We start from the raw sequence: 20,725 nt of genomic DNA, 5'->3' as shown, positions 1-20,725 counted from the left end.
ACTATGTCTAATAAGAAAATTGAAGTTTATGTAATTGCTCATAGTCCTAAAGAAATTAAAAGTATTAAAGGAAATGATATTTATAAACCATTATTTGTTGGTAGAAATGGTAAAGATAATTTAGGATTTTTAAGTGATGATACTGGGGATAATATATCAAGTAAAAATTCCGCTTACTGTGAACTTACTGGGCTTTATTGGATGTGGAAAAATTCTTCTGCAGATATTATTGGTTTAGTACATTATAGACGTTACTTTGCTAAGAGAAAATATGGTGGACGTTTAGAAAAAGAAGATTTAGATGAAATTTTTAAAGACTATGATATAATTTTACCTAAAAGAACAAAATCTCTTTTTGATAATGTATATCAAGATTATGCACATTGGAACTATGCTAAAGATCTTGATTTATCTAGAAAAATAATTAAAGAAACAACTCCGGAATATTTAGATAGTTTTGATAAAGTAATGAAGGGTAATTCATTATATTATTATAACATGTTTATTGCTCCAAAAGATCTTATTTCAGGTTATTGTAAATGGATATTTCCTATTTTATTTGAAATAGAAAAAAGAGTAAACCTTGAAGGATATGATTCTTATCAACAAAGAATTTATGGTTTTTTAACTGAAAGATTATTTGATGTATGGATGGATAAACAAAATTTTAGAGTTAAAGAGTGTGAATTAAAGGTTATTGGAAGAAGATTAAACATTCATATGTGGATTGCTAAACGTTGGATAACTAGAAAAATATATAAGAATATTTATGTTGGACTTCTTCATAAAAGTAAAAAAAGATAGGTGTATATATTGTCAAAATCTGTTCAAATATATGTAATAAGTCATAAAGAAGTTGAAGGTATTTCTTCTGATAATTTATATACTCCTTTATTTGTTGGTTCTCAAGGTAAGGAAGATTTTTTTGATAATAATGGAAGAAAATATCAAAGAGATGATACTGGAGATAATATATCTATAAGAAATCCTGATTATGCAGAACTTACTGGGCTTTATTGGATGTGGAAAAATTCTTCTGCAGATATTATTGGTTTAGTACATTATAGACGTTACTTTAAAAATAATAATCATAAAATAAATGAAAATGAAATTATTAGCTATTTACATGATTATGATATTATAGTTCCTAAAAAAATAGAACTTCTTAAAAAATCATATAAAGAAACATATAAAGATTCTTATCTAATTCAGGTTTTAGATATCACTCGTGATGTAATAAGTAAGAAATATCCTGATTATTTAGATACTTATGATGAAATTTTATTAGAAGATTCTTTTTTTAATTTTAATATGTTTATAATGAATAAAGACTTATTAAATGATTATTGTACATGGTTATTTACAATCTTAAAAGAAGTAGAAAATAATATTGATTTAACTATTATAAAACGTGTTTTAGGTCTTGTTTCTGAATTAATATTTAATGTTTGGATTAGAAAAAATAATTTAAAAACAAAAGAACTAGATATTAAATATATTGGAGTAAAATTAAATTTCAGAATGTTTTTAGCAAAAAATCATTTTTTACGTAATTTATATCGTAGATTTTACTTTAATCATGTAAAAAATGTAGAAGATAGTAAATTAGAAAATTTTATTCAGAATTTATTTTTTAAGTAAGTGTTTAATTATGTATAAAATATCAGTTATTGTTCCACTTTATAATAATGAAAAATATTTAAATCGATGTATTGGTTCTGTTATTAATCAAACCATTGGGTTTGAAAATATTGAACTTCTTTTACTTGATGATTGTTCTACAGATAATACTAAAAATATTATAAAAGAATATGAGCATAAATATGATAATATTAAATGTTTTTATCTAGAAAAAAATAAAGGTGCTGGTTTAGTTAGGAATATTGGATTAAATAATGCTACTGGTAAATATATAATGTTTTTAGATAGTGATGATTATTATAAATCTAATTTTTGTGAAGTAATGTTTAATGCAATCAATGGAACAGAATTTAATATAGTGGGATCTAAATTTAATTTAAATCTTTTTAATAAACCTGATGATTTTACAAGTATTGTGGTTAATCCTTTAAATGATAAAAGTATTTTATTAGATATTTGGATGTGGAATAAAATTTATAGAAAATCTTTTATTGATAAATATGATATTAAATGTTCTAATAAAATGTTTGAGGATGTTTATTTTATTTTAGAATCTTGGTTTAATAATAAAGGGAATATTGGATTTTTACCAAAATATTGTGGATATTATCATATTATACGTGAAAATTCTAATGAAAAATCTTTATCATATGATTTTGATGAGTCTAATTTGATTAAAGTTATTAATGGTTTAAAATTTAATGTTGATTATATTAAAAAGTCTAATCATAACTTCATATTATCTGATGTTGTATCTAACAGCCTTATTTATATTTTTATTTTAGCTATACAATATAAATTTAATCCTAAGATAATATCAGATTATATTTTGGATATTAAAGATTATGTAGGTGTAAATCTAAGCTTTGATGAAAAATGGGCAGAAATATTTTACAATGTATGTATTAATAAGAATTATTTCTTAATTAAGTTATTTTATAATATTTTTGCTTTATATTTTAATTCAAGTTTTTTAAAGAGATTACATAGAAATAATCTTTGATTTTATATTTTTATAATTTTTATATTTTTATTATTTTTTTTAAGTTTTTCATATACTTTTTTCATTTCATAATCTGTAATGTCTGAGAAATTTTCTAATTTTTTATTTAATAATTTATATTTGTCTTCACCTAAATTGTGTGTTTTAAATATTTCAATATTGTAATTTGGATATTCTGAAATGATTTTAGCTATTCTATTTATATTATCTTCATTTAATGTATATTCCTTATTTAAAGGAATTCTAAATGTAATATCTTTAATTTCTGAATTGGATATAATTTTTAAATTTTTATAGTATAATTTTAGATTTCCATTTATTAATTCTTCTGCTTCTTTTGTTAATATTTTTATATCAATAAATATTTCATCAATATATTTTATAGCTATTTTAAGAAGATTTGTAGGTATTTGAAGTGCTGTTTCAAAACAAATATTAATGTGGTCTTCTTTTAGTTTTTTAAGTAATGGTTCTAATTCTTTTATTTGGAGAAGTGGTTCTCCACCTGAAAAAGTTACTCCACCATTATTTTTAGAGTAATATATTTTATCTTTTAATATTTCTTTTTCTAATTTTTCATTACTAATGTCATATCCAAATTCTTTTTTTAAACCATTTTCATTATATTCTTCAATATTATAATTAATAGTTTCAGGATTACAACACCATGGACAATTTAAATTACATCCTTTTAAAAAAATAGTAGTTCTAATTCCTGGACCATCTTGTAAGGAAAAATGTTGTATATTTGTAATTCTTATTGTCATTTTATCCCTAGACATTTAGTTTTCCTTCATTTTTAAGTGCTCTTTTAATTAGTAAATTTTTATAATTTAATGGTAAATCATTAAAGTATGCACTAAAACCCCAAACTCTCACTATTAAGTTTGGATATAAATCAGGGTTTGCTTTTGCATTTATTAATGTTTTGCTGTCAGTAACATTCATTTGCATTTGGAAAAATCCTAATTTTATACTTAAATCTAAGAAGTCTGTAAATTTTTCAAAATTATCTTTAATAAAACTAGGTGTAGCCATTAAATCAACTACATTTCCATTAAATCTATTATCATTATAATCAAGTTGTGAAGCAAATCGCATTATACTTGTATAATCATTATTTGAATCAGATGAGATATGTGTTGTAAATGGTTCATAATTTAATCTTCCATCGAAAGATGCATTTATTTCTTCACCTGCACTAATATATGATGGTGCACTTAATCCAAATTTAATTTTTCCACCTAATTTATTTGTTTTATTAAGTAATTTACTTAAATAATTAATAATTAAATTTGTTAAATTAATTACTTCTTTATTGTCTTCTCCAAAATGAGGATTAAGATTCTTTAATTCAGTGATTAATTTATTTTTATTTTCAAAATTATTTTTACGAATATTATTTAATTGAACTAAATCATATTTTTTATTTTCAAAAACTAATTTTTTAAGATTAATTAAACTATTAATAGTATTTGCAAGTGAAACAGTTGTAATACCATAATGATTGTATTTTGCTCCACCTTTTGATATATCTATTTGTTTTTTATTACAATTATCAATAAATAAAGATAAAAGCGGATCTTCATCCCAAATAATATTATCTAAAAATTCAATTATTTCTTCCACATCTTCTTTTAAATATTCCTTATATAAACTAATTAAATCATTGAAATTTTTAATATTATTTAATTCATCATTGGATAATGTATCAAATATTCTATTTAATGGTTTTAAAAATGAAATGAAATTAATATTGTTTTGTTCAAGGCCTTTTCCCAAAGCTGCAGGCTCCCAACATGCAGATACTACATAGTTATATGCATCTGCCTTATCATATCCAAAATTAACCATTTTTCTTATTACTTCTTTATCATTTGATATTAATGGACTACCTACTCCTGTATTCATTGTTTTTAAGGATTCTTTAAGTAAATCTCGAGGAGTATCTTCGTTAACTCTTAATAATATTTTAGGATCAGGTATTTGAAGTTCACATATTGCTTTAATAAATAGGTAAGTTAAATCATTATAAAAATAATATTCATTTCCATTTTCATCTAAGTCAGTTCCACCTAAAATAATGATTTGACCAGTGTCACCCATTAATGCAGAACTTTTAAACCAATAATATTTATGTATTGTTTTTATAAAACTTTTAATCATTTTATATGCATCATTTTTACTTATGATATTTTTTTCTAAATCAGAATAATATAAATTATTTAATATTTTATCAAGTCTTCCAAGACCATTTAATCCATGTCCAGTTTGCCATAATATTTGGTTAATAAATAAAATTCTTTGAAGTCCTTCTTCAAAAGTATTTGCTTTATTTGTTTTAATGTTCTCTAAATATTTAATATATTTCTTTTTATCTGTTCTATTGGATTTTTCAAGTTCAATTACTTCTCTATTAATTAAAATTTCAATACCGTTAAGTAATTCTACTTCATTATTAATATATTCTGAATTAATAATATTTGTATTCTTAAAGTATTTTTTATAATCTTTCATACTGTAATTTAGTATATAACTGTAATCAATAGTAATATTATCAATGGTAGAACCAGTTTTGCTTAAGTTTTTTAATTCATCAATAGAATATATAAATCCTTTATTGGGTATTATAATTTTAATGTTTTTCATTAAGTTTTTTATTTGTTTTCCTTTAGGTTCTTTGGGATTAGTATAATATAAATTTTTAATGTTTTTTATTAAGTAAGTTCCTGCTATTTTTGGACTTTTATACTTTCTATTTAATGTTCTAAAGAGAAATATTAAATTAATAATTTTTTTTCCAGTATATATATTATTCATTTTATGATAAACAATTTTGATAATATTTTTTACATATCTGTTCATAATTTCTCTCGTTATATTTTTTTAAATCTTATAATATTTTATTATTAATTTATAATTAATATAATATTATTAAATATTTTATTATTGATTTTTTAATATATTAAAATTTTATTGATAAAAATTCAATATAATTATATATTCTTATTTTTATAATATTAACTATGGATTTTAAAAAGGAATTATTAAAAAAAGATGATGGTTATAGTAATCTTCAAAGATATTTAGTTTATTTATCTTCATTTATACTATTTGTTTGTATGTTTTTACAGTTTTGGATTGATGTAAAACCTTCTAATTTTGATTTTGCTATAGCTTTAGGTATTTTTATTATATTTTATTTATATATTGTATCTAAGGATAATGTTAGGTTTTCTCCTAAATCAAATAGGGCTGATGCAATTTTTGCAAGTATTATGACTTTTGTCTTATTACTTGTTAGTATTTTGGTTTTTTTAAATAGTAATTTACTTAACTTAATCTTAGTTCTTATTTCTTCAATAATTAATTTCATAGTATTTATTCCACATACCTTGAAATAATTAATAAATCGTTAGGTCTAATTTATTTCAGATAAGATGTATATATTCCACAATATTTAATTATTAAATAATGGTTTTTTCTCAAAAAACATTAATTTATTAATTAAATAGTAAATATTTTTAAATAAATTTATTAAATTGCTTTAAAATCATTAAATTTAGCATAATTTTATTTATAAATAAGTAGTTTTTAGAAGATTTATTTTTAGGATTTGTTGAAGTCCTCAAAATTTTTAGAATAAGCTTTCTTAAAATTGATTTTCAAGTATTAACTAAGTTTAAATTTTTATAAAAAATAGTTTTCAACAGACTTTATTTTTAAATAAATAGCTTTTAATAATTCTAATTTTTTATATTTTTAATGATGTTATTTTATTAATATCAATTTCTTTTTAATAATTATCATATATATTTTATATCATCTTGATTTAATTATTGTCTTTGATTGATTTTTATGAATATTGTTTAATTATTTTTATCTTTTTTAAATAATTTTATACAGTTAAATAATATTTTTTTAATTCTTATTTGTCTGATTAACTTTATATATTATAAAAATATACATAATTATATTTAAATTATTTTGATTTTTGTGTTAGTGGTATAATGTCTTTTTTAAAGGTTTCAGATAAATATATTCCATCTATTCCCTTTTCAAATATTTCTAAAAGGATTCCAAAAAGAAGAATTGCATTCATTGATGAATTACGTGCTATAAGTATAATGTCTCTTGTTCTTATTAATACATCAACTTTATTAAATCATAAAGGTGTTTTTACTTATGAGGAATATGTTTTATTTTCAACTATGGCTTTTGGTGTACCTATATTTTTAATGCTTCTTGGAACATTAATGTTAGAAAGAGATTATTATGATGATATTCCAAAGTTTCTTAAAGGTAGATTTATGCGTATTGTAATTCCATTTTTAGTATGGAACACAGTTATTGCCCTTGTTTATACTTATTATCATGGAAATTTAACATTTAGTTTATCTGGATTAGGAGCATTTTCTAGAACTTTTGGTTTGCAACATTGGTATGCATGGATGTTAATTGGTATTTATTTGTCTTTACCAATTTTTAATTCTTATATTAAGGAAACCAAAGTTTATGGTGCTAAATACTTTTTAGTATTATCATTTCTTGCAGTAATTATTTATCAAGCTTTAGAAATTTTCAATACTCCTACTTACTTTAATTTAACTTTCTTTATTGGTCCAATAATATATTTGTTCTTAGGTTATTATTTAGATCATAAGGAATTTAATTTAAGTTCTAATAAGTTAATTTGGATTGGTTTATTATTATTTATTGCTACAACTACATTTATTATATATTTTGATATATTTCATAATGGATTTCAAAAAACAGTTTTCTTACATCATTATAATTTTTATACACGTTCTTATATGGATGTAAGTTTGGTTGTTATACTTCAAGCTACTGGAGTATTTTTATTCTGGAAATATATTAATTTTGATAGTACTAAAGGTTTATTTAAGAAATTTGCATTATTATTTAAAAAACCATTAATTAGTGTAGGTATTAAATCAATAAGTAGATCTTGTTATGGTATTTATTTAACTCATCAAACAATGTTACTTATAATATTCCTTCTTGTTGATGTTAATTATTTCAATGCTTATTATTGGAATTTTTTACTTGCATTTCTTACATTTGTTAGTAGTTGGGGTTTAATTACTGTTCTTAGAAAATTAGGTATTCCTGGTTACATTATTGGTTATGATTAATTTCATAACTTCTTTTTTATATTTTCTTTAAAATTTAAAATCTTCTCTTTTAATCTTTTTATTATTATTTAATATTAATCTAGAATAATTTAAATATATTAAAAAACAAAGATATTCTAAATTTTTAGTTTTTTTAAGTATTAAAAATTTATTTTAATAAAATCTTATTTTTATTTTAAAAATAGTATTTTATAATATATTTATTGGAGTTATATTTTATGAATTTTAATTTAAAAGAATTCTTAACAATATTTCTTAAAGGGATATTTATGGGTTCTGCAGATATTATTCCAGGGGTTTCTGGTGGAACAATAGCATTAATTACTGGAATTTATGAACGTTTGGTTCATGCTATTAGTAGTATTAATTTTACATTTGTAAAACCATTACTTAAAGGTAATATGTCTGAATTTAAATCAAAATTACTTTATGAAATTGATTTTGCTTTATTTATTCCTTTAATTTTGGGTATTGGGATTGCATTTTTAACTTTAGCAAAAGTTATAACTTATTTGCTTGTTAATCAAACTGCATATACATTTTCATTCTTTTTAGGTTTAATTTTAGCATCTGCTTATATATTGTACACTAAATTAGATGGTTTAAATATTAAATTGATTATTGCTACTATAATTGGAATTATTTTAGCATATGTTTTTGTTGGTTTAAATCCAATTGCTGCAAATCATAGTTTACCTGTATTATTTGTTTCTGGTTTAATTGCGATTTGTGCAATGATTCTTCCAGGAATTTCTGGTTCCTTTTTATTATTGCTTCTTGGTCAATATCAGTATATGTTAAATGCATTAAATAATTTAAATATTGTTGAAATTCTTGTATTTATTGTTGGGGCAGTTATAGGTATTTTAGGATTTTCTAAAATTTTAAATTATTTACTTGAAAATCATGAATCACTTACTATGGCATTTTTAATTGGTATTATGCTTGGATCATTAAGACTACCTGTTATTAAAGTTACAACAACTCTTAATGGATCTTGGATTTTATGTATTGTTCTTGCAATAATTGCTTTTGTTTTAATTGTTGTAATGGAGAGGAAATTCCATTATATTGAATATTAATATTATAAAATAATTATTAATCTTTAAATTTTCATTAAAGATTTTTGATTAAAAATTAATCTTTAATATACTCTTTTCATTTTTATTTTAAATTTAATGCATTTCGTATTTTTTATTTTAATTTTAAAGCATTTTTTATTTTTATCTTAAATTTAAAGCATTTTTTAATATTTTTTTTTAAAAACTTTCTTAAATCTAAATTTCAACTATAAAATTTTTTATAAAAATTAGTTTAATGTACAAAAATGCGCTATAAAGATTTATATATAACATTATACATAATATCTAATGTACTAAAAAGTTCATAATTACACATTATAGTACATTATATTTAATGCTAAAGTTTTGTTAAAAATAAATATTTTGGAAAGATAATATGGATTATAAAATTGATTTACCTAGTGATGAAGTAGCTAAAAATTGGTATAATATTAATGCTGATTTGCCTGTAGAATTACCAGAACCTAAAAATAGTGAAGGTAAGAATCAAATTAAGACTTTACCTGATATATTTGTAAAAGAATGTCTTAATCAAGAATTTTCAAAAGAAAGATTTATTAAAATACCAAAAGAAGTACGTGAATTATATCAAAGATTAGGAAGACCTACTCCATTAACTAGGGCTGTAGGACTTGAAGAAAAGCTGAATACTCCTGCAAAAATTTATTATAAAAGAGAAGATACTTCTCCAACAGGTAGTCATAAATTAAATAGTGCAATTGCACAAGCATATTTTGCTAAAAAAGAGGGAGTTGAAAAATTAACTACTGAAACTGGTGCAGGACAATGGGGAACTGCATTATCTCTTGCAGCTTCATTAATGGGTCTTGAAGCTAATGTATATATGGTAAGAGTATCTTACAATCAAAAACCATTTAGAAAAACAATAATGAGAATGTATGATGGAAATGTTTTTGCATCACCAAGTAATAGAACTGAAGTTGGAAGAAAAATTTTAGAGGAAACTCCAAATACTCCAGGTTCTCTTGGAATTGCTATTTCAGAAGCAGTTGAAGAAGCATTAAGTGATGAAAAAACAAAATATACTTTAGGTAGTGTCTTAAATCATGTAATTTTACATCAAACTGTAATTGGTCAAGAAATTGAAAAACAATTAGAAATTGCTGAAGAAGAACCAGATACAATGATTGCATGTGTTGGTGGAGGAAGTAATTTCGGTGGAAGTTTATTCCCATTTTTAAGAGAAAAAATTAAAGGAAATACTGACTGTGAATTTATAGCAGCGGAACCTTCTGCATGTCCTAGTATGAGTCAAGGAGAATATACATATGATTTTGGAGATAATATTGGTTTTACTCCACTTTTAAAAATGTATACTTTAGGACATGATTTTGTAGCACCTGCAGTACATGCTGGTGGACTTAGATATCATGGAATGAATTCACAAGTATCATTACTTACACATGAAGGATATATTACTCCAAGAACTGCTCATCAGAAAGATATATTTGCAGCAGGAAAATTCTTTGCTAATTGTGAAGGAGTAATTCCAGCACCAGAAACAAATCATGCAATTAAAATAGCAATTGATGAAGCTAAAAAATGTAAAGAAACAGGTGAAGAAAAAACTATTGTAGTTAATTTCTCAGGTCATGGTTTAATGGATTTCAAAGGTTATGAAAGCTTTTTAGATGGAACTATGGAAAATAGTTAATTTATATTAAAATTATATTTAAATCCTTTAATAGGGATATATAATTTTAATTTCTTTTTTTAATTTTTTAGTTTAATATTTAATTTTATTTATTTTAGTAATATCTTGATGATCTTCCTACTCTATATGCTAAATAATAACCTGCTAAGTTATGGTATCTATTATGTTTGTTATATGATGAGCTATAATAGTAATCATCATCATAATTTTCTTCTTTTTGACTATCTGCATAAGAAAGTTTAGCATGTGTTAATTTTGAATAAAATTTATCATCACTAATTGTCTGTTTAGCTGTGTTTTTTATCATTTCTTCAATTTCTGGTGTTAAATTCTTATTATCATAAGATATACAATAAATTTCATCTTTAATTGGGAAATAAATATATGTAGTATTATATCTTACTCCATCAATATTTTGTTTTTGATATATAATAGAAGAATTATGGCCTTTTATATTCTTATTTTTAATATAAATGGTATTTTCTGAATTTGCATCACCACCATAACTTGATTCTAAGAAGCTTGTGGAGTTTATATATCTTATTGAAAAAACAAACATATTTTTTACAGTATAATAATTTTTATTTACTAATTCTCCATTTTCATATTGTGGAGGTATTTTAAAATTAACATTTCCTACTTTTTCATTTTTCCAGTTTGAACTATTTTCTACTGCACTGATTGAATTTAATGTTAAAATACTAATTATAATTATTGTAAAAATAATTAAATACTTTCTTTTAATCATATTATTCACCCGATTATTTAGATTATAATTTTCTATAATTTTATTATATAAATAAATTTTATAAATATTTATTTAATTTTTTTATTAATCTATTTAAATACTAATGTAAAATATTTTTAGAATATTTTAGTTTTAAATTTTCTTTTATTATATTGTTTATACTTATTATTAAAATAAATTCTATTTTATATCTTCTAAAATAATTGTAGGTATCTTTAATTTATTTATAATATTCATTAATTTATATTTAAAATTAAATTTTAGTATTAAATTTTAGTATTATTTAGTTTAATTTATTTTTTAATTTTAATGTTTGAAATTAAATTTTAGTATAACTAGTTTTAATTTATTTTTTAAATTTAATATTTAAAATTAAATATTATATTATTTTAATTTTCTATTATTTTTAATTGAAAATCTTTAAAAATAAAGTTTACTATAATAATTAATATATTGAATAATTTATAGGTGGGAAAACATGAGAATTTGTTTATATGGTGCTGGAAGCCCAAATACAAAAAGTGAGTACACAGAAGTATCTTACGAATTAGGTAAAGAAATAGCAAAAAGAGGTTATGAATTAGTGTTTGGTGGTGGAGATACTGGAGTAATGGGTGCAGTATCAAAAGGTGTTATTGAAAATAATGGTAAAGTAATTGGAATTGCTCCAGAATGGATGAAAGAATTTGAAGGAATGTGTAAAAACTGTTTTAAATTTATACATACATCAACTATGGATGAAAGGAAATATTTATTTTTAAAACATTCTGATGCATTTATCGTAGCTCCTGGAGGAATTGGAACTCTTGATGAGTTTTTTGAAATTTTTACTCTTAAAAAATTAAAAAGACATAATAAGAAAATTGTTATATTTAATATTAATGGATATTATGATACAATGTTAAATATGATTAATTTTATGATTGATCAAGGTACTATACCTCGTGATAATAAGGATTTATTCCATGTGTCAACATCTATTAATGATATTTTTAATTATTTAGAAAATGATTAATTTTTTTATTTTTTTATTTATTGATTGTTCTTATTGGTTTTTTATTTTCTTTTATAGTGTTTTTGATTTTTTGTTTAATAATTTATTATTAAATATTAATTAGATTAATACTATTTTTTTATAAATATAATAAAAATAAATATAAAATAAGAAATATATAAATTAAAACATATTATTTTAAAAGTTTTTATAAACTTTCTAAAAATAGACTCTGTTGAATTATATTTATTTAAAAATTTAATTTTATTAAATCTATTTATTTTTTTATTTGAAAATAAATTATTTTAATTTTAAAAAATTTCAACAAGACTAAAATTATTTATTGTTTACTAATTATTATACTAATTATCGAATTAAGGAGAAATTAAATTGTTAGATATAAAATTATTTAGGGAAAATCCAGATTTAATTATAGACTCTGAAAAGAAAAGATTTAGAGATACTAATAATGTAGAAAAAGTTATTGAATATGATACTTTATGGAGAGAAGGAGAACAAAAATTAAATTCTTTACGTTCTGAGAAAAATAAATTATCTAAATCATTTAAACAAGCTAAAAAAGATGGAACTATTGATGAAGTTATTGCTAAATCTAAAAGTGTAGCTGCAGAAATTAAAGATTTAAATGTTAAAATTGAGGAATATAAAAAATTACGTGAAGATTATAGATATAAAGTTGGAAATATTATAGATGATGATGTACCTATATCTGATACTGAAGATGATAATGAGATTATTAGAACAGTAGGTGAAATTCCTGAATTTGATTTTAAACCTTTAAATCATGTAGATTTAATTAATAAAATTGATGGTGTAAATCTTGAAACTGCTGCAGAGATTGCAGGTGCAAGGTTTTACTACTTAAAAAAAGATATTTTACATCTTAATCTTGCATTAATTCAATTTGCATTGAGTGAATTAGAATCTAAAAATTATATTCCTTTACAAACACCTTTCTTTGTAAAAAGTGATGTTGCTGCAGAAACATCAGAACTCGGTGAATTTGAAGAAACTTTATATAAAGTAGCTGATGAGGATTTATATTTAATTGCAACAGCAGAACAAACTTTAGCTGCATTACATAGAAATGAAATTATTTCTCCTGATGATTTACCTATTAAATATTGTGGTTTATCAACTTGTTTTAGGAAGGAAGCAGGTTCTCATGGAAAAGATACTTTAGGTATTTTTAGAGTTCACCAATTTGAAAAAATAGAACAATTCGTTTATACAAGTCCTGAAAAATCTAAAGAAGCTCATAAAGAATTACTTGAAACTACTGAAGAAATTTATAAAAAATTAGGTTTACCATATCATATTGTTGCTATTGTTTCTTCAGCATTAAATGATAATGCTTCTATTAAATATGATCTTGAAGCATGGTTCCCTGGTTCTGAAACTTATAGGGAATTAGTATCTTGTACTAATTGTAAAGATTATCAAGCAAGAAAAACTAAAACACGTGTTGGTAGAGCAGGTTCTGGTGATGCTCAAATTTTACATACTTTAAATAGTACTGCTATTGCTACTGAAAGAACAATTTGTTGTATTTTAGAAAATTATCAACAAGCTGATGGAAGTGTTAAAGTTCCAGATGTTTTAGTACCTTATATGGGTGGTAAAACAGTTATTGAAGCTAAAAACTAGTTTCAATTTTTTATTATTTTTTTATACTCTTTTTATTTATTTATTTTTTAGTATTATTTGGAGTATTTTTTTTAGTTTTTGTGTGTTTTGTATTCTTTTTATTTATTTTTTAGTATTATTTGGAGTATTTTTTTCTTTTTAGTTTTTATTAAGTGTTTTTTATTATTTTTAGTAAAAAATTAAGTAATTTAAGATTTTATATTTTTTAAATATGAGTTTTATTGAAATTTTTCTAATTTTTAGAATTGTCTTTTAAATTCAATTTTATGTATTGATTATTATAAAAAAATAAGATTTTAAATTTTAGTAAAAAATAATTTTAAGTTTTATTTTAATTGTTTTAATATTTATAGAAATTTAAAAAAAGTAGAAATGTAAATATTTAATTTACATTTATATTTATAAAAACATGTATCCAGATTCGTTGTGTAGGTGAGTATCTAATCCACCAACTTCTGTTTTTTCATCAACTCTTAATCCAATTGTTTTATCAAGTAATTTAGCTAATATCCAACTAACTACAAATGCATATATTGCTGAAGCAACAATACTTATAATTTGGATTATAAGTTGATTTGGATTTCCATAGAATAATCCAGCAGCATTATTTATTGTAGGACATGCAAATAAACCAGTTGCAAATAATCCCCAAACACCAGATAATCCATGAACTCCGAATACATCTAAAGCATCATCATAACCAAATGTTGGTTTAATATAATTAATTGCATAATATGAGATAAATGCAGCTCCAATACCTATTATTAGGCTTCCTGAAATTTTAACAAATCCTGCTGCAGGAGTGATAGCAACTAATCCAGAAACAGCACCAGTAATTGCACCTAATACTGTTGGTTTTCCAACTTTAACTACGTCTAATATAATCCAAGTAATCATTGCTATTGCTGCTGCAGTATTAGAAACAAGAACAGCAGAACCTGCAAGTCCATTTGATAATAATGCAGATCCTCCATTAAATCCCATCCAACCAAACCATAAGAATCCAGCTCCAAGGACAGAATATCCTAAATTATGTGGTAGTAATGCACTATCTTTTCTTCTACCTAAAACAAGAGCTAATGCAATTGCTGAAAAACCAGAGTTAATTTCTACTGCAACTCCTCCAGCAAAATCTATTGCTCCCATATTCATTAACCATCCTCCACCCCAAATCCAGTGAGTTAGAGGTATGTAAACTAAACTTACCCATAAGATTACAAATAAAATCCAAGGATTTGTTTTCATTCTTCCAACAACAGATCCTGAAACAATAGCAGCTGTTAATCCTGCAAAGGTTAGTTCAAATGCTGCAAAAACATAGGTCGGTATTGTTCCAGTTAAACTATTAACACCTATTCCTTCCATAAATAGATTTTTTGGTATTCCAATAAATCCATTTAGAATACTTGTAGGAGTAAATGCTGTTTGGTAACCATAGACTATCCAAATTATACTTGTTATTCCAAATGCAATTAATGATAAAAACATTGTGTTTAAAACATTCTTTTGCTTAGATAATCCTCCATAAAAAAATATAATACCTGGAATTGTCATTAATAATACCATTATTGTTGAAACAAGTACCCAGGCTGTATTTCCTGTATCTAAAATCATATAATCACAAAATTCGATTGTATTTTAAAATTTAATTTAAATTAATAATTTATAAATTATTTAAATTATTTTTTTAAAATATTATTTAATTAGTTATTTTTTAATATTTAATTTTTAATATTTAGTAAAATATATTTTAATTATTTTAACATTGTATTTTATTAATTAGTGAGTTTTATACTTTTTAAATTAAAATATATTTAATTTTTACTATTTTTAAAAATTGTTTGAGTAGGAATTTCCTTTCCATATTAACTATGTTTTTATAATATATAAATTTTAGTTTAATTCATTATTATTCTATTTAGCTTTAATTCTTATGCTTAAAACATTTCTAAAATTAAGTTTAATGTCTTATTTTTTATTTTATTTAAGAATTAAACATTTTAATTATTCTGTTTAATTTTTTTATATTAAAAAAATTCAGTTTTATTATAATTTTTCATCTTTTTAATTTTCAAAATAAAGATTTTTTAATTTAAAATAAATAGATTTAATAAATTTAATTTAAAAATAATATGTATTTTCAACTATTTTTTAAATTTTATTCTTTAAAAATATTTATTTTAAAATATGATAAAAATTAGTATGAACTTTTTATTAATTAAGTTATATTTAATTCTAATTTTAAAATAATTTTAATAATAAGGAGTTTTATTTATTTTAAAAGTTTACTATAATATGCTTTAGTTTGATATAATGCTGCTACTGGATTATGACCTAATACTCTATCTTTTGTTATTAATGTTGTTGTAAGTGCTTTTGAATATTTGTTAAATAATGTATCATGTCCTACACATAATCCAATTACAACATTTAAATCTGTTTTTTCCCTATTTAATATTTCTGCTTGTAAAATAGGATTACACATTATATTTCCAGTTATTTTTGTTTTTTCTTTTTTAAGTCCTACTGTTTCTGTTTTTTTCATACTTCCAATTTTACATGAGGCACTACATACTTCAAAACCATTTTTACGAAGAATTTTACCAAATATTCTACTTTCTCTTATTAATCTTACACATGTTGCAATTCCTATTTTTTTAAATCCCATTCTTTTTGCAAATTCAACTGTTTCTTCAACCCTTGTATATTTACAATAGAAATCTGCTTCAACTTCTGCTGCTATTCTAGATACTTTTCTGTTTTCTTCATCTTGGTAAATTTTATATATTTTATTTCTTTCCTCTTCACTTAATTTTATACTTGGACAATATTCGGGGTATTTACTATTTCTAAATTGACAATTTAAACTACAACAATCTATACATGTTTTCTTATTTTCTTTCATTTTATCACAAATTTAAATTATATTACTATTGTTATATTTTTATTGTTTTTCTTATAAGTTCTTATTTTCATGATTTTTTTAATAATTTTTTTCTTGTTTTTTTAAGTTTTGTTGTTTTTTATGGTTCTTTTTAATAATATTTTTATATGTTTAAAGTATATTTTTTATTATAATTTGGTCTTTTTTTAGAATATGTCCAAATTATTCCTATTTTTATTCTTAAAATTTAAATATTAGTTTTTTATTAATTTAATTATATTATAAATTTATACCTATAATTTCTTATAGATATTTTTAAAATTATTTTATTAAACTTTTTATTTTTAATAATTATAATTTTTATAAGGTATTTTAAAATCTTTAATTTAATATATGAATTTACTTTTAGATGATATTATGATAGAAACAGATGTACTTGTAGTTGGTGCAGGTCCTGCAGGATCAACTGCTGCTAAACATGCTGCATTAAATGGAGCAAATGTAATTTTAATTGATAAAAAATCTGAAATTGGAACTCCAAAAAGATGTGCTGGTGGAGTTTATGAAAGTGGTCTTAAATGGTTAGGAATAGAGCCTGATCCAAGATGGATTGCTCAAGTTATTGTTGGTGGATCTATTTTTGCTCCTGATGGAACTACTCTTTCTGTTGATGATGAAGTTCTTCCTGAAAAAGGTTATGTTCTTGAACGTAAAGTTTTTGATAAGTTCATGGCAATGGATGCAGCAAGAGCTGGTGCTAAAATAATGATTAAAACATTAGCTACTGATCTTAGAAAAGAAGAAACTGATGATGGTAATTATTATATTTTAACTTGTGAAAGATTTGGAAAAGAATTTGAGATTAAAACAAGAATTATAATTGCTGCTGATGGTCCAGAATCACATATTGCAAGATGGGCTGGAATGACTAAAAGTATTAAATCTAAAGATTTAATGTCTGGTGCTCAATATGAAATGTGTAATGTTAAATGTGATAGAAATGATTTAATAGAACTTCATATGGGTAAATTTGCTAAAGGAGGATATGCTTGGATTTTCCCTAAAGGGGGGGATATTGCAAATGTAGGTATTGGTATTTCTTCTGCACATAAAGATAAATCTGCTATAGAATATTTAAATGATTTTATTAAATCTTATCCTCCTCTTAAGGATGCTAAAGCAGTTGAATTAAATGTTGGTGGAATACCTATTGGTGGTCTTATAGATAATATATTTGGTGATAATTTCTTAGCTTGTGGTGATGCAGCAGGACAAGTAGATTCTGTTACTGGTGGAGGACTTATATTAGGTATGCTTGGTGGTATGTGTGCAGGTAAAGTAGCAGGTGAAGCTATTTCTGAGAAAGATTATTCAGCTAATAAACTTAAAGATTATGATAAACTTTTTGATGAAAAATCTTTTGGTGCTATGCATAAATTAGATGTTGGTCGTGAATTACTTGATTCATTTACTGATGAAGATTTTAATAATCTTATTCAAGCATTATGTGAACTTGATTTTACTGATGTAGGTGTTAAAGACTTCATCAAAGTTTTATTTAAATTATCTCCAAAATTAGCATTAAAATTTACAAAATTATTTAAAATAGTTTTATAAATTCTATTTTTCTTTTTTTAAATTAGTTTTTTTATTGGTTTTTTTAGTTTTTTTTAGCTTTAGAATTAGTTTTTTTATGTATTAATTTGTTTATATTATTTTAATTTAAGAATAAGCTATTTTTTAAAATTAATTTTTTAATATAATATTTTTTTAATTAAAATAAATATATAGTTGAATCTCTAATTATAATGGTTTAAATTTAAAATTTTAAAAAAAAGTAATAGGAATTAATTTAATTCCTTATTATAATATAAGTCATGTATATAATAAGTAATATTACGAATATTATTCCTTCTTTTCTATTTATTTCATCATTACTTCTAGCAAATAAATAAGCTAAAATTGTAACACCTGTCATTACTATAATATCAGTAATCATTTTAGGATCTATTGGCATTGGTATAATAGCACTACTAATACCTAAAATAAATAAAATATTAAATATACATGAACCTACTACATTTCCAATAACAATTCCATGGTCATTTTTCATAAGTGCTGTAATTGATGTTACTAATTCTGGTAAAGATGTACCTATTGCAACAATAGTTAATCCAATTAATGCTTCACTTAATCCAAATAAACTTGCAATATAACTTGCACTGTTTACAACAAAGTTTGATCCAATAATTACTCCAAATAAACCAATTATAATATAAATTATTGATTTAGGAATACTTAATTTTGCAATAATTGTTTCATCTTTAATTGATCTTACATTATTTTTTGCTTGTCTTACAAGAATATAAACATATATAATGATTCCAATAAAAAATATTATTCCTATTATTCTATTTATTGTTCCAATGAAGTATGCTACAAGAAGAAGTATAATACTTGATATTATTATAATTGGAAAATCTCTTTTTTCTAGTACTTCATCTACTTTTAAATTACCAATTAATGCTGAAATACCAAGTACTCCAAGAATATTGAATATATTACTTCCTACAATATTTCCAAGTGAGATTGCATTACTTCCTTTAAGTGATGCAGTTATGGAAACTGCAGCTTCTGGTGCACTAGTACCAAATGCAACAATTGTTAATCCTACTATAATTGTTGGTATTTTATAATTGTATGCAACATTACTTGCTCCATCTACAAAAACATCTGCTCCTTTGATTAAAAGAACAAAACCTATAATAAGCATTATTATTTCAATTATTAATTCCATTATCATCCCTTTTATCTTTGGATATTTTTTATATATTAAATAATTAATTTTAATTTAAAAACTTATTATTTAATAATATATTATATTATTATTCTAGTATTTAATAGTAAAATATTAAACTTTTTTAGTTAATTTTAGAAAAGCTTTAAGGTAATATCTAATTATATATAAATTATATATTTGTATAAAAGCTTTAGGATAATATATAAATTATATATAAATATAAGTATATTATATAAAATATTGGGAGTATAGAAATGTTATCTGAATGGTTTAAAAATAATCCTGTTAGTAAAAATAAGATGTTAGATGTTATAAAAGAATGGGAAGAAATTGAACCTTTTGAAACAGATGATATTTGTAGTCTTGAGGCTGCAGTAGCAAAACATGGTAGAAGATATGTAGCTTATCAAAAAGGAGTTTCAGAAGATACTATAAAAGAACATAAATGGAAATTTAAACGTTTTGATGTAAATGGAAAAAGAAGAAAAGAAACACCTATTCATAAAACTGATGAACAGGAACCAATAGTAGATATTTTTGCTGATTCTTAATTTTTTAAATTTTAATTAAATTTCTTTCCACATTCACTACATTCTTTAGTTTGTATTGCTATTATTCCATTACATTTATTACAAGTACATTTTTCCATATCTTTATTCATCATTTTATTTATACCTGTATTTTTAATTCTTTTAGCACTTTCAAGTGATGAGTAATTATAACGTTTTCTATTGTTTTTATCTTGTTTTTTAATTAGTTTACATGGAAATTCACTACATCTTCCACAATATTTAAATGTTTTTTTATTAAGACATTCTCTTATTTTACATTTTAAAACACTTTTAGTTTTATTTGAACTTTTAATTAAACATCCAGGACAAGGATTTGTTTTATTTAAGTGTTTTTCACATAGTTGACAGTTCATACCACATGGTGCAAACATTATGGTTTCAATTTTTGTAGGCATTTTCATAATTACACCTTTAAAGTCTAAAAATTTAAAGTATTTATATTCTGTTGAAAACTATTTTTTATAAAAATTTAAATTTAGTTAATACTTGAAAATCAATTTTT

General features: G+C 22.3%; 18 protein-coding genes. 11 read left to right on the top strand and 7 right to left on the bottom strand.

Annotated elements, in window-relative coordinates:
• Positions 1 to 3: 3 nt before the first annotated feature.
• The 3 genes from T523_RS01210 to T523_RS01200 are packed head-to-tail and all read left to right on the top strand — an operon-like array spanning position 4 to position 2,644.
• Positions 4 to 804 (top strand): DUF4422 domain-containing protein, encoded by an 801-nt coding sequence (locus T523_RS01210; RefSeq protein ID WP_042707057.1) that lies wholly within the window; start codon positions 4 to 6, stop codon positions 802 to 804.
• Between the two features lie 9 nt (positions 805 to 813).
• Complete coding sequence (locus T523_RS01205; protein WP_052334589.1) at positions 814 to 1,641, top strand: DUF4422 domain-containing protein; 828 nt, start codon at positions 814 to 816, stop codon at positions 1,639 to 1,641.
• A gap of 10 nt (positions 1,642 to 1,651) precedes the next feature.
• Positions 1,652 to 2,644, top strand: coding sequence for a glycosyltransferase family 2 protein (locus tag T523_RS01200; RefSeq protein WP_042707056.1), 993 nt, complete (start codon positions 1,652 to 1,654; stop codon positions 2,642 to 2,644).
• A 2-nt stretch (positions 2,645 to 2,646) separates the two neighbouring features.
• On the opposite strand, the gene T523_RS01195 is transcribed toward T523_RS01200, so the two are convergent.
• Positions 2,647 to 3,426 carry a radical SAM protein gene (locus T523_RS01195; protein WP_052334588.1) on the bottom strand — a complete coding sequence of 260 codons (780 nt, stop codon included), beginning with the start codon at positions 3,424 to 3,426 and terminating at the stop codon, positions 2,647 to 2,649.
• The gene (locus T523_RS01190) at positions 3,419 to 5,509 is read right to left on the bottom strand and encodes a pyruvate formate lyase family protein (protein ID WP_042707055.1); all 2,091 of its coding nucleotides are present in this window, start codon (positions 5,507 to 5,509) and stop codon (positions 3,419 to 3,421) included. The genes T523_RS01195 and T523_RS01190 overlap by 8 nt, the downstream gene beginning before the upstream one ends.
• Before the next feature lie 161 nt (positions 5,510 to 5,670).
• Here T523_RS01190 and T523_RS01185 point away from each other — a divergent pair, with 161 nt between their 5' ends.
• The 4 genes from T523_RS01185 (at position 5,671) to T523_RS01170 (ending at position 10,557) form a co-directional block, all read left to right on the top strand.
• Positions 5,671 to 6,048, top strand: a complete 378-nt coding sequence (locus T523_RS01185) for a hypothetical protein (RefSeq protein WP_042707054.1) — start codon at positions 5,671 to 5,673, stop codon at positions 6,046 to 6,048.
• A 606-nt stretch (positions 6,049 to 6,654) separates the two neighbouring features.
• Positions 6,655 to 7,800 carry an acyltransferase gene (locus tag T523_RS01180; protein ID WP_084486338.1) on the top strand — a complete coding sequence of 382 codons (1,146 nt, stop codon included), beginning with the start codon at positions 6,655 to 6,657 and terminating at the stop codon, positions 7,798 to 7,800.
• Between the two features lie 269 nt (positions 7,801 to 8,069).
• Positions 8,070 to 8,882, top strand: coding sequence for a DUF368 domain-containing protein (locus tag T523_RS01175; RefSeq protein ID WP_084486348.1), 813 nt, complete (start codon positions 8,070 to 8,072; stop codon positions 8,880 to 8,882).
• Positions 8,883 to 9,258: 376 nt separating this feature from the next.
• Positions 9,259 to 10,557 (top strand): TrpB-like pyridoxal phosphate-dependent enzyme, encoded by a 1,299-nt coding sequence (locus T523_RS01170; RefSeq protein ID WP_042707052.1) that lies wholly within the window; start codon positions 9,259 to 9,261, stop codon positions 10,555 to 10,557.
• Between the two features lie 94 nt (positions 10,558 to 10,651).
• Here the strand turns inward: T523_RS01170 and T523_RS08705 are convergent, their stop codons facing one another.
• The gene (locus T523_RS08705; protein WP_052334587.1) at positions 10,652 to 11,305 is read right to left on the bottom strand and encodes a hypothetical protein; all 654 of its coding nucleotides are present in this window, start codon (positions 11,303 to 11,305) and stop codon (positions 10,652 to 10,654) included.
• Between the two features lie 478 nt (positions 11,306 to 11,783).
• Here T523_RS08705 and T523_RS01160 point away from each other — a divergent pair, with 478 nt between their 5' ends.
• Together T523_RS01160 and serS are read left to right on the top strand one after the other, a co-directional pair.
• Positions 11,784 to 12,320 (top strand): LOG family protein, encoded by a 537-nt coding sequence (locus T523_RS01160; protein WP_042707051.1) that lies wholly within the window; start codon positions 11,784 to 11,786, stop codon positions 12,318 to 12,320.
• A 369-nt stretch (positions 12,321 to 12,689) separates the two neighbouring features.
• Positions 12,690 to 13,967: a serine--tRNA ligase gene (gene serS / locus T523_RS01155; protein WP_042707050.1), complete on the top strand. Its 1,278-nt coding sequence runs from the start codon at positions 12,690 to 12,692 to the stop codon at positions 13,965 to 13,967.
• Positions 13,968 to 14,366: 399 nt separating this feature from the next.
• Here serS and T523_RS01150 read toward each other — a convergent pair whose 3' ends face one another.
• Entirely contained in the window at positions 14,367 to 15,581 is a 1,215-nt protein-coding gene (locus T523_RS01150) for an ammonium transporter (RefSeq protein WP_042707049.1), read from the bottom strand.
• 658 nt (positions 15,582 to 16,239) lie between these two features.
• Positions 16,240 to 16,872: a DUF1847 domain-containing protein gene (locus tag T523_RS01145; protein ID WP_042707048.1), complete on the bottom strand. Its 633-nt coding sequence runs from the start codon at positions 16,870 to 16,872 to the stop codon at positions 16,240 to 16,242.
• A gap of 396 nt (positions 16,873 to 17,268) precedes the next feature.
• Here T523_RS01145 and T523_RS01140 point away from each other — a divergent pair, with 396 nt between their 5' ends.
• A complete protein-coding gene (locus T523_RS01140; protein WP_042707047.1) occupies positions 17,269 to 18,468 on the top strand; it encodes a geranylgeranyl reductase family protein in 1,200 nt (399 codons plus the stop codon).
• Positions 18,469 to 18,703: 235 nt separating this feature from the next.
• On the opposite strand, the gene T523_RS01135 is transcribed toward T523_RS01140, so the two are convergent.
• On the bottom strand, positions 18,704 to 19,648 hold the full coding sequence (locus T523_RS01135) for a calcium/sodium antiporter (protein ID WP_232229001.1): 945 nt from the start codon (positions 19,646 to 19,648) through the stop codon (positions 18,704 to 18,706).
• Between the two features lie 257 nt (positions 19,649 to 19,905).
• Between T523_RS01135 and T523_RS01130 the strand changes: the two genes are divergently transcribed.
• Positions 19,906 to 20,202 carry a hypothetical protein gene (locus T523_RS01130; protein ID WP_042707046.1) on the top strand — a complete coding sequence of 99 codons (297 nt, stop codon included), beginning with the start codon at positions 19,906 to 19,908 and terminating at the stop codon, positions 20,200 to 20,202.
• Between the two features lie 11 nt (positions 20,203 to 20,213).
• Here the strand turns inward: T523_RS01130 and T523_RS01125 are convergent, their stop codons facing one another.
• Positions 20,214 to 20,624 carry a DUF3795 domain-containing protein gene (locus tag T523_RS01125; protein WP_042707045.1) on the bottom strand — a complete coding sequence of 137 codons (411 nt, stop codon included), beginning with the start codon at positions 20,622 to 20,624 and terminating at the stop codon, positions 20,214 to 20,216.
• Positions 20,625 to 20,725 lie beyond the last annotated feature (101 nt).

The sequence above is a fragment of the Methanobrevibacter wolinii SH genome, assembly GCF_000621965.1.
GTDB classification, from domain to species: domain Archaea; phylum Methanobacteriota; class Methanobacteria; order Methanobacteriales; family Methanobacteriaceae; genus Methanarmilla; species Methanarmilla wolinii.
Note: the sequence above shows the minus strand (reverse complement) of the source record. Positions and strands in the feature narration are given on the sequence as shown.

What these genes read in the sequence shown, in the direction of transcription:
- T523_RS01210 (WP_042707057.1), top strand. Translation starts at nt 4, where the DNA reads ATGTCTAATAAGAAAATTGAAGTTTATGTAATTGCTCATAGTCCTAAA.
- T523_RS01200 (WP_042707056.1), top strand. Translation starts at nt 1,652, where the DNA reads ATGTATAAAATATCAGTTATTGTTCCACTTTATAATAATGAAAAATAT.
- T523_RS01195 (WP_052334588.1), bottom strand. Translation starts at nt 3,426, where the DNA reads ATGTCTAGGGATAAAATGACAATAAGAATTACAAATATACAACATTTT.
- T523_RS01190 (WP_042707055.1), bottom strand. Translation starts at nt 5,509, where the DNA reads ATGAACAGATATGTAAAAAATATTATCAAAATTGTTTATCATAAAATG.
- T523_RS01185 (WP_042707054.1), top strand. Translation starts at nt 5,671, where the DNA reads ATGGATTTTAAAAAGGAATTATTAAAAAAAGATGATGGTTATAGTAAT.
- T523_RS01180 (WP_084486338.1), top strand. Translation starts at nt 6,655, where the DNA reads ATGTCTTTTTTAAAGGTTTCAGATAAATATATTCCATCTATTCCCTTT.
- T523_RS01175 (WP_084486348.1), top strand. Translation starts at nt 8,070, where the DNA reads ATGGGTTCTGCAGATATTATTCCAGGGGTTTCTGGTGGAACAATAGCA.
- T523_RS01170 (WP_042707052.1), top strand. Translation starts at nt 9,259, where the DNA reads ATGGATTATAAAATTGATTTACCTAGTGATGAAGTAGCTAAAAATTGG.
- T523_RS08705 (WP_052334587.1), bottom strand. Translation starts at nt 11,305, where the DNA reads ATGATTAAAAGAAAGTATTTAATTATTTTTACAATAATTATAATTAGT.
- T523_RS01160 (WP_042707051.1), top strand. Translation starts at nt 11,784, where the DNA reads ATGAGAATTTGTTTATATGGTGCTGGAAGCCCAAATACAAAAAGTGAG.
- T523_RS01150 (WP_042707049.1), bottom strand. Translation starts at nt 15,581, where the DNA reads ATGATTTTAGATACAGGAAATACAGCCTGGGTACTTGTTTCAACAATA.
- T523_RS01145 (WP_042707048.1), bottom strand. Translation starts at nt 16,872, where the DNA reads ATGAAAGAAAATAAGAAAACATGTATAGATTGTTGTAGTTTAAATTGT.
- T523_RS01140 (WP_042707047.1), top strand. Translation starts at nt 17,269, where the DNA reads ATGATAGAAACAGATGTACTTGTAGTTGGTGCAGGTCCTGCAGGATCA.
- T523_RS01135 (WP_232229001.1), bottom strand. Translation starts at nt 19,648, where the DNA reads ATGGAATTAATAATTGAAATAATAATGCTTATTATAGGTTTTGTTCTT.
- T523_RS01130 (WP_042707046.1), top strand. Translation starts at nt 19,906, where the DNA reads ATGTTATCTGAATGGTTTAAAAATAATCCTGTTAGTAAAAATAAGATG.
- T523_RS01125 (WP_042707045.1), bottom strand. Translation starts at nt 20,624, where the DNA reads ATGAAAATGCCTACAAAAATTGAAACCATAATGTTTGCACCATGTGGT.